At 74.0% G+C, this 12,875-nt stretch carries 14 protein-coding genes; 1 reads left to right on the top strand and 13 read right to left on the bottom strand.

What is annotated here, in order from left to right; genetic code table 11:
* Positions 1 to 9: 9 nt before the first annotated feature.
* Both KDL28_RS30290 and KDL28_RS30285 read right to left on the bottom strand, forming a co-directional pair.
* Positions 10 to 474 (bottom strand): ester cyclase, encoded by a 465-nt coding sequence (locus KDL28_RS30290; RefSeq protein ID WP_252444146.1) that lies wholly within the window; start codon positions 472 to 474, stop codon positions 10 to 12.
* Positions 475 to 494: 20 nt separating this feature from the next.
* Positions 495 to 1,058 (bottom strand): YceI family protein, encoded by a 564-nt coding sequence (locus KDL28_RS30285; protein WP_252444145.1) that lies wholly within the window; start codon positions 1,056 to 1,058, stop codon positions 495 to 497.
* A 324-nt stretch (positions 1,059 to 1,382) separates the two neighbouring features.
* On the opposite strand from KDL28_RS30285, the gene KDL28_RS30280 reads away from it, so the two are divergent.
* The gene (locus KDL28_RS30280; protein ID WP_252444144.1) at positions 1,383 to 2,723 is read left to right on the top strand and encodes an HNH endonuclease signature motif containing protein; all 1,341 of its coding nucleotides are present in this window, start codon (positions 1,383 to 1,385) and stop codon (positions 2,721 to 2,723) included.
* 314 nt (positions 2,724 to 3,037) lie between these two features.
* Here KDL28_RS30280 and KDL28_RS30275 read toward each other — a convergent pair whose 3' ends face one another.
* From KDL28_RS30275 to KDL28_RS30225, 11 genes are all read right to left on the bottom strand, one after another.
* Positions 3,038 to 3,652, bottom strand: a complete 615-nt coding sequence (locus KDL28_RS30275; protein WP_252444143.1) for a dihydrofolate reductase family protein — start codon at positions 3,650 to 3,652, stop codon at positions 3,038 to 3,040.
* Positions 3,653 to 3,724: 72 nt separating this feature from the next.
* On the bottom strand, positions 3,725 to 4,399 hold the full coding sequence (locus KDL28_RS30270) for a response regulator (protein ID WP_252444142.1): 675 nt from the start codon (positions 4,397 to 4,399) through the stop codon (positions 3,725 to 3,727).
* Between the two features lie 9 nt (positions 4,400 to 4,408).
* On the bottom strand, positions 4,409 to 5,629 hold the full coding sequence (locus KDL28_RS30265) for a sensor histidine kinase (protein ID WP_252444141.1): 1,221 nt from the start codon (positions 5,627 to 5,629) through the stop codon (positions 4,409 to 4,411).
* A 231-nt stretch (positions 5,630 to 5,860) separates the two neighbouring features.
* Positions 5,861 to 7,522, bottom strand: coding sequence for an ABC transporter substrate-binding protein (locus KDL28_RS30260; protein ID WP_252444140.1), 1,662 nt, complete (start codon positions 7,520 to 7,522; stop codon positions 5,861 to 5,863).
* A 213-nt stretch (positions 7,523 to 7,735) separates the two neighbouring features.
* Complete coding sequence (locus tag KDL28_RS30255) at positions 7,736 to 8,794, bottom strand: NAD(P)-dependent alcohol dehydrogenase (RefSeq protein WP_252444139.1); 1,059 nt, start codon at positions 8,792 to 8,794, stop codon at positions 7,736 to 7,738.
* A gap of 97 nt (positions 8,795 to 8,891) precedes the next feature.
* A complete protein-coding gene (locus KDL28_RS30250) occupies positions 8,892 to 9,575 on the bottom strand; it encodes a response regulator (protein ID WP_252444138.1) in 684 nt (227 codons plus the stop codon).
* On the bottom strand, positions 9,572 to 10,708 hold the full coding sequence (locus KDL28_RS30245) for a sensor histidine kinase (protein WP_252444137.1): 1,137 nt from the start codon (positions 10,706 to 10,708) through the stop codon (positions 9,572 to 9,574). Before KDL28_RS30245 ends, KDL28_RS30250 begins: the two co-directional genes overlap by 4 nt.
* A gap of 71 nt (positions 10,709 to 10,779) precedes the next feature.
* Positions 10,780 to 11,646: an alpha/beta fold hydrolase gene (locus tag KDL28_RS30240; protein WP_252444136.1), complete on the bottom strand. Its 867-nt coding sequence runs from the start codon at positions 11,644 to 11,646 to the stop codon at positions 10,780 to 10,782.
* Between the two features lie 75 nt (positions 11,647 to 11,721).
* Positions 11,722 to 12,312 carry a nitrile hydratase subunit alpha gene (locus tag KDL28_RS30235; protein ID WP_252444135.1) on the bottom strand — a complete coding sequence of 197 codons (591 nt, stop codon included), beginning with the start codon at positions 12,310 to 12,312 and terminating at the stop codon, positions 11,722 to 11,724.
* Positions 12,309 to 12,590, bottom strand: a complete 282-nt coding sequence (locus tag KDL28_RS30230) for an SH3-like domain-containing protein (RefSeq protein ID WP_252444134.1) — start codon at positions 12,588 to 12,590, stop codon at positions 12,309 to 12,311. The genes KDL28_RS30235 and KDL28_RS30230 overlap by 4 nt, the downstream gene beginning before the upstream one ends.
* Positions 12,583 to 12,846: an SH3-like domain-containing protein gene (locus KDL28_RS30225; protein WP_252444133.1), complete on the bottom strand. Its 264-nt coding sequence runs from the start codon at positions 12,844 to 12,846 to the stop codon at positions 12,583 to 12,585. Before KDL28_RS30225 ends, KDL28_RS30230 begins: the two co-directional genes overlap by 8 nt.
* Positions 12,847 to 12,875 lie beyond the last annotated feature (29 nt).

Raw genomic sequence — 12,875 nt, 5'->3', positions numbered from 1 at the left:
GGGTGTCGATCAGTGCTCGGTCGTGTTCCGCGCCACCCCCCGATCGGGCCCGGGAGGGCCGGGGACCGCACCGAGCTGCCGCAGCTGGGCGAGGACGTCGACCACGCCCCAGGTCTCGACGATCCGGCCCCCGGCGAAGCGGAACACGAAGATCTCGTCGTAGGTGACCGACCTGCCGGTCGGCGCCAGCCCCATGTACTCCCCCCGGTGGGTCCCGGTCACGGTGTTGCGGCAGACGATCCGGTCGCCCTCGGCGATCATGTCCTCGACCGCGACGTGCAGGTCGGGGTAGGCCCGGTACAGGGCCGCGAACACCGTCTTGAGCGCCTCCCCGCCCGTCACCCCACCGGGCAGCGGCGTGCGGATCCGCGCGCCCGGCGCGACGACCTCGTCGATCGTCGTCGCGATGAGCTCGGGGTCCGCGCTGTTGAGCGCCGCGTGGAGGCGCGCGAGGGTCTGCTTGTCGCCGGTCATCCGCCCGCTCCCCGATCCGCTCACGCCTGCAGCACGGCCTGGATCTCCAGGCTGATCGACACCTCGTCGCCGACCACGACGCCACCGCCGTCCATGAGGGGCGTGGTGGTGATGCCGAAGTCGCGCCGGTCGATGCGGGCGGACGCGGAGAAGCCCGCCCGCTGCCCGCCGAAGGGGTCCGGCCCGAACCCGGTCAGCTCCACGTCCAGCGGGACCGGCCGGGTGATGCCGTGCAGCGTCAGCTCGCCGTCGACGACCCACCCGGTGTCGGTGCGGCGGACGCCGGTGGAGCGGTAGCCCATCGTCGGGAACCGCTCGACGTCGAGGTAGTCGGCGGAGCGCAGGTGCGCGTCGCGCGCCTCGTGGCCGGTGTCGACCGACGCCAGGTCGATGGTCGCCACGACCGACGAGTCCAGCACGTCCTCGCCGGTGACGATCGTGACGTCGTGGCCGGTGAACCGACCGCGCGTCCTACTGATCATGAGGTGCCGCACGGAGAAGGCGATCTCGGAGTGTGCGGGGTCGGCTCTCCAGGTGCCGGCCCGGTAGCCCGGGATCGCGACGGCGGCGGGGGCGGTGCTCATTGGTCTCCTCCAGGTGTCGTGTCCTCTCCATGGATGACGACGCAGCCCCGGCGGACGTCAGGTGCGCAGCCCCGGCCGGCGTCAGGTCCAGGTGCGGCGGGTTCCATCGCAAACAGCGCTGGAGGTCAGGCGGTTCCGTTGCGTAGGGCTTCCGTTGCGTAGGGCTTCCGTTGCGATAACAACGAATAGTGTGGTTGCGCTGGCGGCCGTCCCCGACCCCAGGTGCCGGTTGCGATTGTGAACGCTTCACCTGCGAGCGCGGCGACTATCCTGTGGTCCCGATCCTTCCTCGACTCCGCACAAATGTTCGAGTAGAATCAAGGCATGACCGGAACCGAACTCGCCGCCACGGCAGACCGCATTCGTGCGGTCGCCGCCGGGCTGCGCGAGAACGGTTCCGATCAACACGCACTGGACGCACTCGCCGCTACCAGGGAATTGACCCGAGCGATATCGCAGGTGCAGGTCGAGGCCGTGGCCGTGTTGCAGCGCAGCGGCGCGTTCGCCGCCGCCGGGCACCGGCGACCCGACTCCGCGGTGGCCTCGGTGCTGACCGTGGATCGGGGGCGGGCGCGGGAGATCGTGCGGGCCGCCGAGCACGTCGCCGCGCGAGTGGACCTGCAGGGCCAGGTGCTGCCGCCCTTGCTACCTGCCATGGCCGCCGCCTTCACTAGCGGTGCGGCCAGCCTGCAGCACGTCGATCTGATCGCCCGACTCCTCGACTCACCGGCCGCGCGGCGGATCCCGCCCTACGCCTTGGCGGGCATCGAAGAACAGATCGCCGCCGTCGCCGACACCTGCACCCCGACGGAGTTGGCCAGGTTCGGAGCCGAACTGGTGCGCGCCTACGACCAGGACGGCGCCGAACCGGACGATCGGGAACCGGTACAGGTCAACGAGCTACGACTCACCCCGCTACCCGGGGGCGGCGGGAAGATCAGCGGGGTGTTCACCGACCCCGTCCGCTACGCCATGATCGCCACCGTCATCGACGCCAAAGCCACCCCGAGCACCGCCCAAGACCCGCGCAGCGCCGCCGAACGCAACGCCGACGCGTTGACCGAGGTGTGCGGGTTCGTCGCCACCCACGGCGACACCATCCTCCCCACCACCGCCGGGGAACGCCCCCATGTCGCCGTCACGGTCAGGCTGGCCGACCTGGAGAACCGCGCCCGCGCCGCCTGCCTCGACCTCGGTGGCACCCCCACCCCCGCCGCACTCCGAGCACTCTGCTGCGACGCCAAGGTCATCCCCAACGTCCTCGACGGCGACAGCCAACCCCTCGACATCGGGCGAGAAGCCCGCACCATCCCCCTCCCCATCCGCCGCGCGATCGTCGCCCGCGACCACGGATGCGCCCACCCCGGCTGTGACCGCCCACCCAGCTGGTGCGAAATCCACCACATCAAAGAATGGGCCCGCGGCGGCCACACCAAAACCGACAACCTCGTCATGTTGTGCTGGACGCACCACCAAGAGATCCACTCGACGGAATGGCTCGTACGCATCGCCCGTGACGGCCTACCGGAGTTCATACCCCCGGCCTGGCTCGACAAGGAACGCAAACCCCGACGGCACCCGAGAACCGGACCACCCGGGCGCCCGGACTCGACTCGACCACCGCAGACCAACCCCGGCCGGAGTGTGTCCCGTGTTCCGCGATGACCCCGTGGCCACCGGTGCCCACCCCGGTCCCGAAGCCCCTGCCGTCACGTCGGCACGCGCAGCGTGCACGTCCGGCACGGCCCCCGCCGCCCCGGCCAACCCAGCCCACCTACCGAGCCGGCGGGGGCCGGGCCGGACGTGCCAACCTGAGCGGGTCGACGTGACGGCAGGGGCGACCCCCTGCTCGATCCGAGGTCGCCCGCCGCGCAGGCGCCGCCGGAGGCAAACCGAGAGGCACCGCCAAGCCGGCGCAGAACCCACCGAGCGGCCGCCCGCAGCCCGGGCCGCGCAGGCGGATGAGCCCCGACGATCGGCTACTGCTCCTCGGGCAGCTTCCCCTTCACGTCGTCGTACCCCACCGGAGCCGGCGCCGCCGTCGGCGAGTAGATCACCCGGATCACCCCGGTCGGGAACACCTCGGTCGCCGTGACCGCCAGGTGGTAGGGCGTGTCGCCGTCGTCGAAGAGCCTGCGGCCCTTGCGGGCCGCCACCGGGTGCACCAGCAGCCGCAGCTCGTCGACCAGCCCGGCGGCGAGCAGTTGCTGCACCACCGAGATCGAGCCGGGGATGAGCACGCCGGTGACGGCGGGGTCGGCCTTGAGCGCGGTGACGGCCTCGACGAGGTCGCCGTCGAGCTGCTCGGAGTTGCGCCAGGTGAACTCCAGCGGGGAGCGCGAGACGACGACCTTGCGCATGTCGCCCAACGTCTTGGCCATCGGGGCGTCGTCCTCGCCCGCGGTCTCCCGGTCGGGCCACGCCCCGGCGAAGCTGTCGTAGGTCTCGCGGCCGATGAGCAGCACGTCGGAGGTGGCGTAGTCCTCGGTGACGGCGCGGCCCATGTTCTCGTCGAAGTACGGGAAGTGCCAGTCGGGGTCGATCTCGGCCACGCCGTCGGCCGAGATGAACAGGGTGGAGATGAGCTTCGCCATCGGAGGGCCCCTTCGGGTCGGTGGTGTCGCTGTCGATGGGTAGACCGGCACCCCGCCCCGACCTCATCGGTCCTACGGCACCGGGTCGGGCGGTTCGACGAGGCGGTGCTGGTAGGCCAGGGCCACCAGCTGCGCGCGGTCGCGGGCGCCGAGCTTGGTCAGGGCGCGACCGACGTGGGTCTTGACGGTGGCGTGGCTGATGGTCAGTGCGGTCGCGATGTCGGTGTTGCTCAGGCCGTGCGCCACCAGCCCGACGATCTCCCGCTCCCGCGCCGTGAGCTGCGACAGCGCCGCCGGGTTGAGCCGCGGGGCCGTCCGGTCGGTGAGGCGGGCGACCAGCCGGCGGGTCAGCCCGGGGGACAGCAGCGCTTCGCCGCCCGCGACGACCCGGATGCCGTGCAGGAGCTGGCGCGGCTCGGTGTTCTTGATCAGGAAGCCGGCGGCGCCTGCGCCGAGCGCCTCGATGACGTGCTCGTCGTGGTCGAACGTGGTGAGGATGAGGACGTGGACCCCGGCGAGGTCGGGGTCGGCGGCGATCTCCCGGGTGGCGCGCAGCCCGTCGACACCGGGCATCCGCACGTCCATGAGCACGACGTCGGGACGGGTCCGGCGGACGAGGTCCACCGCCGTGGCCCCGTCGGCGGCCTCGCCGACCACGACCATGCCGGGTTCGGTCTCGATGAGCACGCGGAAGCCGCCGCGGACGAGGGCCTCGTCGTCGGCGATGAGCACGCGGATCGGCTCCATCGCCGTGCATCATCTCCGGTTCGGGATCGGCAGCTCGGCCCGCACCTCGTAGCCGCCCTCGGGGTGCGGGGCCGCGGTCAGCCGGCCCGACAGCGCGCGGGCGCGCTCGCGCATCCCGTCGATGCCGTACCCGCGCGGGGAGTCCGCGCCCGCGGTGGGCCCGTCGTCCCGGATCCTGATGAGCAGCTGCGACGGCTCGTGGGTCAGCGCCACCCGCACGGTGCGCGCCCCCGCGTGGCGCAGCACGTTGGTCAGCGCCTCCTGGATGATCCGGTAGGCGGCCAGGTCGACCGGAACGGGCAGCGGGCGCGGGTCGCCCTCGACGCTCAGCTCGACCCGCAGGCCCGTGGTCCCGGTCGTGTCGAGCAGCTCGGGGAGCCGGTCGAGCCCGCCCCGCGGCGCGCCCGGCGACTCCTCGGCCGGGGCGTCGGCGCGCAGGATGCCGAGGATGGTGCGGACGTCGGTGAGCCCCTCGTCGCAGATGCCCTTGATCGCGGCGAGGGCCGCGCGGGCCTGGTCGGGGCGCTGGTCGACGACGTGCAGGCCCACCCCGGCCTGCACGCTGACGGTGGCCATGGCGTGCCCGAAGACGTCGTGCAGCTCGCGGGCGATGCGCAGCCGCTCCTCGACGACGAGGTGGCGGGCCCGTTCCTCGCGGGCGCGGGTCTCCCGGTCGAGGCGGTCGCGGGTGGCCGCGAGCACCGCCCGGTGGTAGCCGACGGCCGCGCCCGCGCTGCTCGCGGTGGCGACCAGCAGCACCGCGTCGGGGACCACGCCGACGGTCGCGACGTCGCCGAGCACCACCCGGATCGCGACGACGTGGACCAGCGCGGTGGGCACGGCGCCGGCCAGGCCCCACCGCCAGCCCCGGTGGGCGGCGAGCGTGTAGCAGCCGACCAGCGGGACCAGCGTGATCAGCCGCCCGGGAAGACCGACGGCGAACCAGGCGAGGGCGACCGCGTTGAGCACGGCCAGCGCCGCGACGGGGTGGCGGCGGCGCACCGCGATCGCCGCGACGACCACCGCGGCCAGACCGGACGCGGCCAGGTCCGGCGGGCGGGGATCCGGCCCGCCGCCGAGGTCGAGCCCGGCGAACGCGGCGACGAGGACGCCCACCGCCACGCAGGCGCCGAGCGCCGCGTCGGCCACGACCGGCGACGACGGAGCGCGGCGCACGGCCGCCCGCATCGTCTCGACCATCCAGCCGCCCTCGATCCGCGTTCGGTGCACCGCCGACGGTCCCATGGTGCTGCGTGCGGACCCGGATGCGCATCCACCACGCGCGGTGCCACTGCCGTACACCACCGGTCGCAGGCGGGTACCCCCGGTGGCTGACGCGGGCCGCGGCGGCAGCCGGTGAACGGGCCTGACCCGTCGAGAACGAAGCTGTTGTCATCAACAGGGCCTGTTGGTGACAACAAGTTCGTTCTCGACGGGTCAGGGGTCGGAGGGGTCAGGGGGTCAGCGGTCCAGCCAGGTGGTCGCGAAGAACATGTCGCGCGTCAGGTAGCGCACCACGCCCTTCACCTCCGGCTTGGCCACCGTGGAGAGGTAGCCGCGGCTGTAGTAGGCCAGCGGCAGGTCCTGGTTGGTGATCAGCTGCAGCTGCTGGTAGAGCTGCGTGCGCTCGGCGTCGTCGATGCTGGCGGCCGCCTTGTCCAGCAGCGCGTCGACCTCCGGGCTGGAGTAGCGGCCGTAGTTCTGGCTGCCCCCGGTGTGGAACACGTTGGACGTGGCCGGGTAGGGAGCGTCGACCGGACCGCCGACGTTGCCCGCGACCTGGAAGTCGCCGCTCTGCACGACCTGCGATGAGTACTGGGCCAGGTCGTAGAACTGCGGCTCGACGGTGATCCCCACGGCCGCCATCTGCGCCTGCAGGAACTCCGCGAACTGCACCCGGTTCGGCGCGTTCGTGGTCTTGTAGACGACGGTGGCGCTGCCGCCCTCGGCCACGTACTCCTGGACCAGCTGCTTGGCCTTCTCCAGGTCGTAGGTCGGCCACGCGGCGGTGGCCTCGGGCGTGTTGTACGGGCTGTCGGCGCCGAAGTAGCCGTCGGCGGCCTCCATCTGGCCGCGGTACTGGGTGGCGGCCATCGCGTTGCGGTCGATCGCCCGGATCCACGCCTCCCGCATGCGGCGGTCGTCGAAGGGCGCCTTCTCCACGTTGAAGTGGCTCCACTCCGCGCCGCTGCCGGAGCCGTAGTACACGCGCAGGTTCGGATTCTCCGCGCCGCGCAGCAGCTCGGTGTGGTAGCCGCCGAAGATCAGGTCGACGTCGCCGTTCTCGATCGAGGCGTAGCGCGACTCGGTGTCGGGCAGCGGCCGGAACTCCAGCCCGTCCAGGCGCGGTAGGCCCTTGTCCTTCTGCCAGTAGTTCGGGTTCTTCGTCAATGTCATCTTCGAGTCGCGCGTCCAGCTCGAGAGCACGAACGGCCCGGCCCCGACGGGGTTGGACACGATCTGGTCGCCGAACTGGGCCAGCGCCGCCGGCGAGATGATCATGCCGAGGGCGCCGGTGGTGAAGCTCTGCGCGAACGCCACCGGGAACTGCCCGAAGGGCTGCTTCAGGACGAACTCGACGGTCAGCGGGTCCACCGCGCGCATCGAGGCGATCGGCTCGGCGAAGCGGTGCCCTGGCGAGGACTTCTTGTCGATGTGGCGCTGCACGTTGACGATCACGGCCTGGGCGTCGAGCGGCGTGCCGTCGGAGAACTGGACGCCGTCGCGCAGGCCCATCGTCCACGTCGTGCCGGCGTCGGAGGTCTCCATCGACTCGGCCAGGTACGGCTCGGCCACGCCGCCGGGCGCGAGCTTGAGCAGCGAGTCGTAGACCGCGGTCGCGGCCTGGTTGGTGTTCTGCGCCGTCGGGTCGAAGCCCGCGGCCTCGCGGTCGGTGCCCATGATCAGGACCCCGCCAGCCTTCGGGGTGCCCTCGACGGCCGGGTCGCCGCCGTAGGGGTCGATGGTCCGGATCACGCTCTCGCCGCCGGGCCCGGACCCGCCGCTCGCGCCGTTGATCCCGGGGGCGGCCCCGCAACCGGCCACCAGCAGGGCCGCCAGCCCCGTCGCGGCGAGCGCGATCGGGCGCGAGCGGCGCCACCTCGATGTCGTGAAAGCGCCCATGCCCGACTCCCTTGTCAGTGGACTGCGTGTCTCACGGGCGGTCGCGGGGCCGGCACGCACCCCCGTCCACGCCCCGTCGTCGTCGTGGTCGATCTCACATGGCGACTGCGAGCGTATGGGGCGCGGCAACGGCGGCGAACCTGGCCGATGACGGCCGCGTGGCGGCCGCACGACGTAGGTCGACTACGCCGGATGTCTCGGTCGCCCGCCCGGCTACCGGACGGTGATGGCGATGTTGCCCCGGGCCCGGCGGGTCGCCATGTGCGCGACCGCGCCCGCCGCGTCCGCCAGCGGGTAGCTCCGCTCGATGATCACCTTGACCTCGCCGGAGGCGAGGAGCGCGGAGAGGGCGTCCAGGTTCTCGCGGGTCACGTCGCACTCGACGCTGCGCACGGTGGCCGTCCGCGGCCTCGCCAGCTTGGCCCGCACGACCCGGGGCAGGCCCCCGAGCAGGCCCTTCGCCTCGCCCGCGCTGTTGGGGATGAACGTGCCGCCGGGTCGCAGGACCGCGATCGTCGCGGCGGGCGGGTGGTTGAGCACGTTGTCCAGGACGACGTCGAAGCGCTGGGGGCCGCGGGTGTAGTCCTCGACCGTGTGGTCGATGACGTCGTCGGCCCCGAGCGAGCGGACCATCTCGACGTTGCCGGGGCCGCAGACGCCGGTGACGTGCGCGCCGAGCCGCTTCGCGATCTGCACGGCGAAGGTCCCGACACCGCCCGACGCGCCGTTGACGAGGACCCGCGAACCGGGGCCGACCCGGCCCACGTCCCGCACGGCGAGCAGCGCCGTGAGGCCGGACATGACCGACGCCCCGGCCTCCTCGAACGAGAGCCCGGCGGGCTTGCGGACGAGCTGGGTCGCGGGGGCGAGGGTGAACTCGGCGAAGGTGCCAGCGCCCGCGGCGATGGACTTGGTCCACAGCGAGCCGAACACCTCGTCGCCGGGGCGCAGGTCGCGCACCCCGGGCCCGACCGCCGCCACGGTCCCGGCGACGTCGCTGCCGCGCACCGGGGCCTTCGGCTGCCGCAGCCCCGCCTGCAGGCGCAGGATGCGGGGCACGCCGCCCACCGTCAGCCAGTCCGGGGTGTTGACGCCGGTGGCCCGCACCCGGACCAGCACCTCGCCCTCCCCCACGGCCGGGACGGCGACGTCCTCCAGCGCGAGCACCCGGTCGGGCGGGCCGTAGCCGTGCTGGACGACGGCCTTCATGGTGCGGCGGTCGGCGGTGTCCGCCGCGGGCTCCCCCGAGTGCCGGGGTGGTGTGGAGGTCATGCCACGAGCGTGCCGAGCGGGCGGTCGCGGCACATCGCCGGACAGGCTCGAACCGTCCCGGCCGATGGTGCGACGGGGGCGTCGTACTTCCGGCCGGTCAGCGCTTCACGCGGTCGGTCTCGTATGCCCAGATGGCGACCTCGACGCGGTTGCGGGCGCCGAGCTTGGCCATGAGGCTCGCGATGTGCGACTTCACCGTGCTCAGGCTGATGTGCAGCTCGGTGGCGATCTCGCCGTTGGTGCGCCCGCGGGCCACGGTGGCCAGGATCTGCTCCTCGCGCTCGGTCAGCGCCGCGACGGGCGGGGCCGGGGACGAGGCCGCCCCCGAGCCCGCGAAGGCCGACAGCAGCCGCGCGGTGATGTTCGGGGCGATGAGCGCGTCGCCCCGGGCCGCGGCGTGCACGGCCTGGGCGAGCAGGGCCGGGCCCGCCTCCTTGAGCAGGAACCCGCGCGCCCCGGCGCGCAGCGCCGCGTAGACGTGCTCGTCGAGGTCGAACGTGGTGATGACGACGACGGCGAGCGGGTCGGCGACGCCGGGTCCGGCCAACCTGCGGGTGGCCTCGATGCCGTCGACGCCGGGCATGCGGATGTCGAACAGGCAGACGTCCGGGCGCAGGTCGCGGGCGAGGTCGACGGCCCGCCCGCCGTCGCCCGCCTCGCCGACGACGACGATCCCCGGCTGCGCGTCCAGGATCATGACCAGGCCGGTGCGCACGATCTCCTGGTCGTCGGCCACCAGCACCCGAACGTCCCCGCCCGGGTCGATGCCCGTCCGGCTCATGCGATCGCTCCGCCGCGCGGCAGCACCGCGCTGACGGTCCACCCGCGGTCGGGGTTCGGGCCGGCCTCGCAGGTGCCGCCGAGCAGGTCGGCGCGTTCGACCATGCCGGGGATCCCGTAGCCCGCCGCGGCCTCCGGGCGGGGGTGCGCGACGTCGCCGTCGTCGCTCACGCGCAGGTGGACGGCGGTGTCGTCGGCCCGGACGTCGACCAGCACGCGCGTCGCCGAGCGGGCGTGCCGCACGGCGTTGGTCACCGACTCCTGGGCCAGCCGGTAGAGCGCCGCTCCGACGGCGGGCGCGAGGCCGTCGACCTCGCCGCTGATCTCCACCTCGACGGCGGGGCCGTCGCGGCCCGGCCGGGCCAGCTCGGCCACGTCGGCGAGGCCGGGGGTCGGCACGAGGTCCGGAGGTCGGGCCGGGCGCAGGGCCCGGACGATGGCGCGCATCTCGGCGAGCGTGCGCGCCGCCTCCGACTCGATCAGGCGCAGCGCGTCCACCGCGGCCTCCGGCCGGGAGTCGGCGGTCGCGATGCCGGCCTGGGCGCGGATGGCCATCGCCGAGACGTGGTGGGCGACGGTGTCGTGCAGGTCGCGCGCGAGCCGCTCGCGTTCGAGCAGCTTGACCTGGTCGAGCTCGCGGGCGCGGGCCCCGGCCCGGAAGCGCAGCGCCAGGCCCAGCGCGAGGCCGGTCGTCAGCGCGGTCGCGCCGCCGACGGCGTCGGGGAGGCGGTCGGCCGTGGCCGTGGCGACGACGAGGCCGGCCAGCAGGGCCGCCGCTCCGAGCACGGCCTCGCGCCCGGAGCCCCACCGGAACAGCGCGTAGGGCAGCAGCAGCATCGCCGCCAGCGTGACCAGCCCGGGCTGCTCGCCGCCCGACAGCAGGGTGGCCGTCGCCGTGGCGAGGAAGCCGATCACGGCCACGACCAGCGGGTGCGTGCGCCGCCAGTACAGCGTGATCAGCAGCCCGACGGCGACCGGGACCCAGAGACCGCGGGCGGGCAGCTCCGGGCGCAGCACGCCCTCGACGACCGCGAGCGGGACGAGCACGCCGACCAGCGCCCGGTCCCGCCAGGTCGGCGGCGGGGCGCCGGGGGCGCGGGGCTCGCGCCACGCGGAGCGGAGCAGGTCGCGCACGCCGCGATCGTACGAGTGCGCGGCGGGTCCGATCCACACCCGCGGCGCCCACCGCCGCGCCGTGGACGGCCTCAGGCCTCGTCGAGCACCTCGCGCAGCCGCTTCGCGAACGCGTCCGGCTCGCCCTGCTGGCCGAACTCTCCGCCCAGGAAGCCGGCGTGCCCGCCCGGGAACTCGACCGGCTCGGTCCCGAGCGCCGCGGCGACGCCGTCGGCGCCGCGGGCCGCCATCGTCTGGCCGGAGGCCGCACCGCGCGCCACGACGATGCGCGTGGAGGCCGCCCGCAGGGCGTCCAGGTCGGGGCGGTAGCCGGTGCAGCGGCGCAGGTTCTGGCCCAGCAGTACGTCGTCGCGGCTGCCGTCGTCGGAGGTGGGCAGCCCGAAGTGGGCGGGGTCCAGCGGCGGGAACCGGAAGTCGTCGGCCAGCAGGCCGTCGTGGCTGACCAGGAAGATGAACTTGGCCATCCCCGGGCCGAGCCCGTCGCGCTGGTAGGTCTCGTGCATGTCCTCGATGGCCGCCGTGACGCCCTCCCGGTCGGCGACCAGCGTCGCCAGCGGCGGCTCGTGGGCGACCAGCGTGCGCACCTGCTCGGGGTTGCGCGCCACCCAGGCCAGCGCGTTGACCGCCCCGCCGCTGCTGGCCAGCACGTCCACCGGGCCGCCGCCGACGGCCTCGACCACGCGGCGCAGGTCGTCGGCGTGGTCCTCGGGGCCGATCTCGCCGTGGCCGTCGGTGCGGGTGCTGCGCGCCGTGCCGCGGGGGTCGTAGGTGACGACCGGCCGGTCGGTGAAGTGGCCGGCCAGCGTGCCGAAGCCGGAGGCGTCCATCGGGGAGCCGATGAGCAGCAGCGGGACGCCATCGCCGAGGGTGCCGCGCACGTCGTAGGTGATGGTGGCGCCGGGGGCGTCGAGGGTGCGGGTGGTGATGGTGGCGGTCATGCTCGGCCCTCCTGGGGGTGATGGGTGTGTCGGGGGGTGAGACCGCCGCCGTCGCCCGGATTCATCGGTGCCGCGCTACACGGCGGCGGTGCCGATCAGCCCCTCCCGGGTGACCAGCGCGGCCAGCGCGTCCTCGGCCAGCCCGTCGGTGCCCGCCGGGCGCATCGGCAGCACCATGTGCCGGCTCTCGGCGCTCGTGTCGTGCACGACGATCCCGGTGCCCGCGGGCAGCTCCAGCCCGAACTCGGCCAGCACCGCGCGCGGCTCCCGCACCACCCGCGACCGGTACGCCTCGCTCTTGTACCAGGACGGCGAGGGCCCGAGCAGGGCGATCGGGTAGCAGGAGCAGAGCGTGCAGACCAGGACGTTGTGGGTGTCGGGGGTGTTCGGCACGACCGTGAAGCGCTGCGGCTGCGGGCCCGTGCTCATCGACAGGCCCAGCTCCTCGAGGGCGGCGTTCGCGTCGGCCAGGAGGCGCTCGCGGTAGGCCGGGTCGATCCAGGCGCGGGCCACGACCCGCGCGCCGTTGGCGGGCGACGCCCCCGACAGCAGCCTCCCGATGATGCCGTCGAGCTCGTCGTCGCTGGTCAGGCCGGCGTCGATGAGCCGCTCCTCCAGCCGGCGCACCCGCGCCGCCGTCTGCGAGCTCGCGTGCTGACCGCTCATGTCGCGCCCTCCAGGTACGACTCCCACAGCTCCACCTGCACCCAGTGCTCCTCCGCCGCGCCCCACAGCGCCCCGGCCGGGAACCGGACCGTGTAGACGGCCTCGACCCGGGGCGAACCGAACCCGCGGGCCCGGTCGTCGGCCAGCGGCCAGGCGCCCTGCACCTCGACCACCTCCCCCACCTGCCCCCGCGCGTAGCGGGGCACCCGGGTGTGGTGCGGCGGATCCACCGGCAGCGCGCGCACGCGGTCGCCGACCGCGAAGCGCGGCTCAGCCATCGCCCGACCGCGGCGCCGTCAGCGCCTCCACGGCGTGCAGCCAGCGCTCGTAGTACGACGCCGCCAGGTACTCCGCGGGCGGCATCCGCTCGATCGCGTCGCGGAACTGGTCGAGGTTGTAGACGCCCCGGCGCAGCATCGCGACGTTGAGCGCGTAGACCCGAGCCTCCCAGTCGGCGTGGAACGGGGGCTCGTCGGGCTCGACGGTGACGCGGCCGAACCCGGACTGCCCGCCGACGTCGTTGACGCGCGCCATGGGCAGCAGCCTAACCCCGATCGGGCGCA

Source organism: Pseudonocardia humida (assembly GCF_023898865.1).
Classification (GTDB): Bacteria; Actinomycetota; Actinomycetes; order Mycobacteriales; family Pseudonocardiaceae; genus Pseudonocardia; species Pseudonocardia humida.
The sequence above is the reverse complement of the archived record's forward strand: the minus strand, read 5'-3'. Positions and strand labels throughout refer to the sequence as shown.

Excerpts from the sequence above, each read along its gene's own strand:
- KDL28_RS30240 (WP_252444136.1), bottom strand. The coding sequence starts at position 11,646 with ATGACCGCCACCATCACCACCCGCACCCTCGACGCCCCCGGCGCCACC.
- KDL28_RS30290 (WP_252444146.1), bottom strand. The coding sequence starts at position 474 with ATGACCGGCGACAAGCAGACCCTCGCGCGCCTCCACGCGGCGCTCAAC.
- KDL28_RS30285 (WP_252444145.1), bottom strand. The coding sequence starts at position 1,058 with ATGAGCACCGCCCCCGCCGCCGTCGCGATCCCGGGCTACCGGGCCGGC.
- KDL28_RS30225 (WP_252444133.1), bottom strand. The coding sequence starts at position 12,846 with ATGGCGCGCGTCAACGACGTCGGCGGGCAGTCCGGGTTCGGCCGCGTC.
- KDL28_RS30250 (WP_252444138.1), bottom strand. The coding sequence starts at position 9,575 with ATGAGCCGGACGGGCATCGACCCGGGCGGGGACGTTCGGGTGCTGGTG.
- KDL28_RS30230 (WP_252444134.1), bottom strand. The coding sequence starts at position 12,590 with ATGGCTGAGCCGCGCTTCGCGGTCGGCGACCGCGTGCGCGCGCTGCCG.
- KDL28_RS30255 (WP_252444139.1), bottom strand. The coding sequence starts at position 8,794 with ATGACCTCCACACCACCCCGGCACTCGGGGGAGCCCGCGGCGGACACC.
- KDL28_RS30275 (WP_252444143.1), bottom strand. The coding sequence starts at position 3,652 with ATGGCGAAGCTCATCTCCACCCTGTTCATCTCGGCCGACGGCGTGGCC.
- KDL28_RS30280 (WP_252444144.1), top strand. The coding sequence starts at position 1,383 with ATGACCGGAACCGAACTCGCCGCCACGGCAGACCGCATTCGTGCGGTC.
- KDL28_RS30235 (WP_252444135.1), bottom strand. The coding sequence starts at position 12,312 with ATGAGCGGTCAGCACGCGAGCTCGCAGACGGCGGCGCGGGTGCGCCGG.
- KDL28_RS30260 (WP_252444140.1), bottom strand. The coding sequence starts at position 7,522 with ATGGGCGCTTTCACGACATCGAGGTGGCGCCGCTCGCGCCCGATCGCG.
- KDL28_RS30270 (WP_252444142.1), bottom strand. The coding sequence starts at position 4,399 with ATGGAGCCGATCCGCGTGCTCATCGCCGACGACGAGGCCCTCGTCCGC.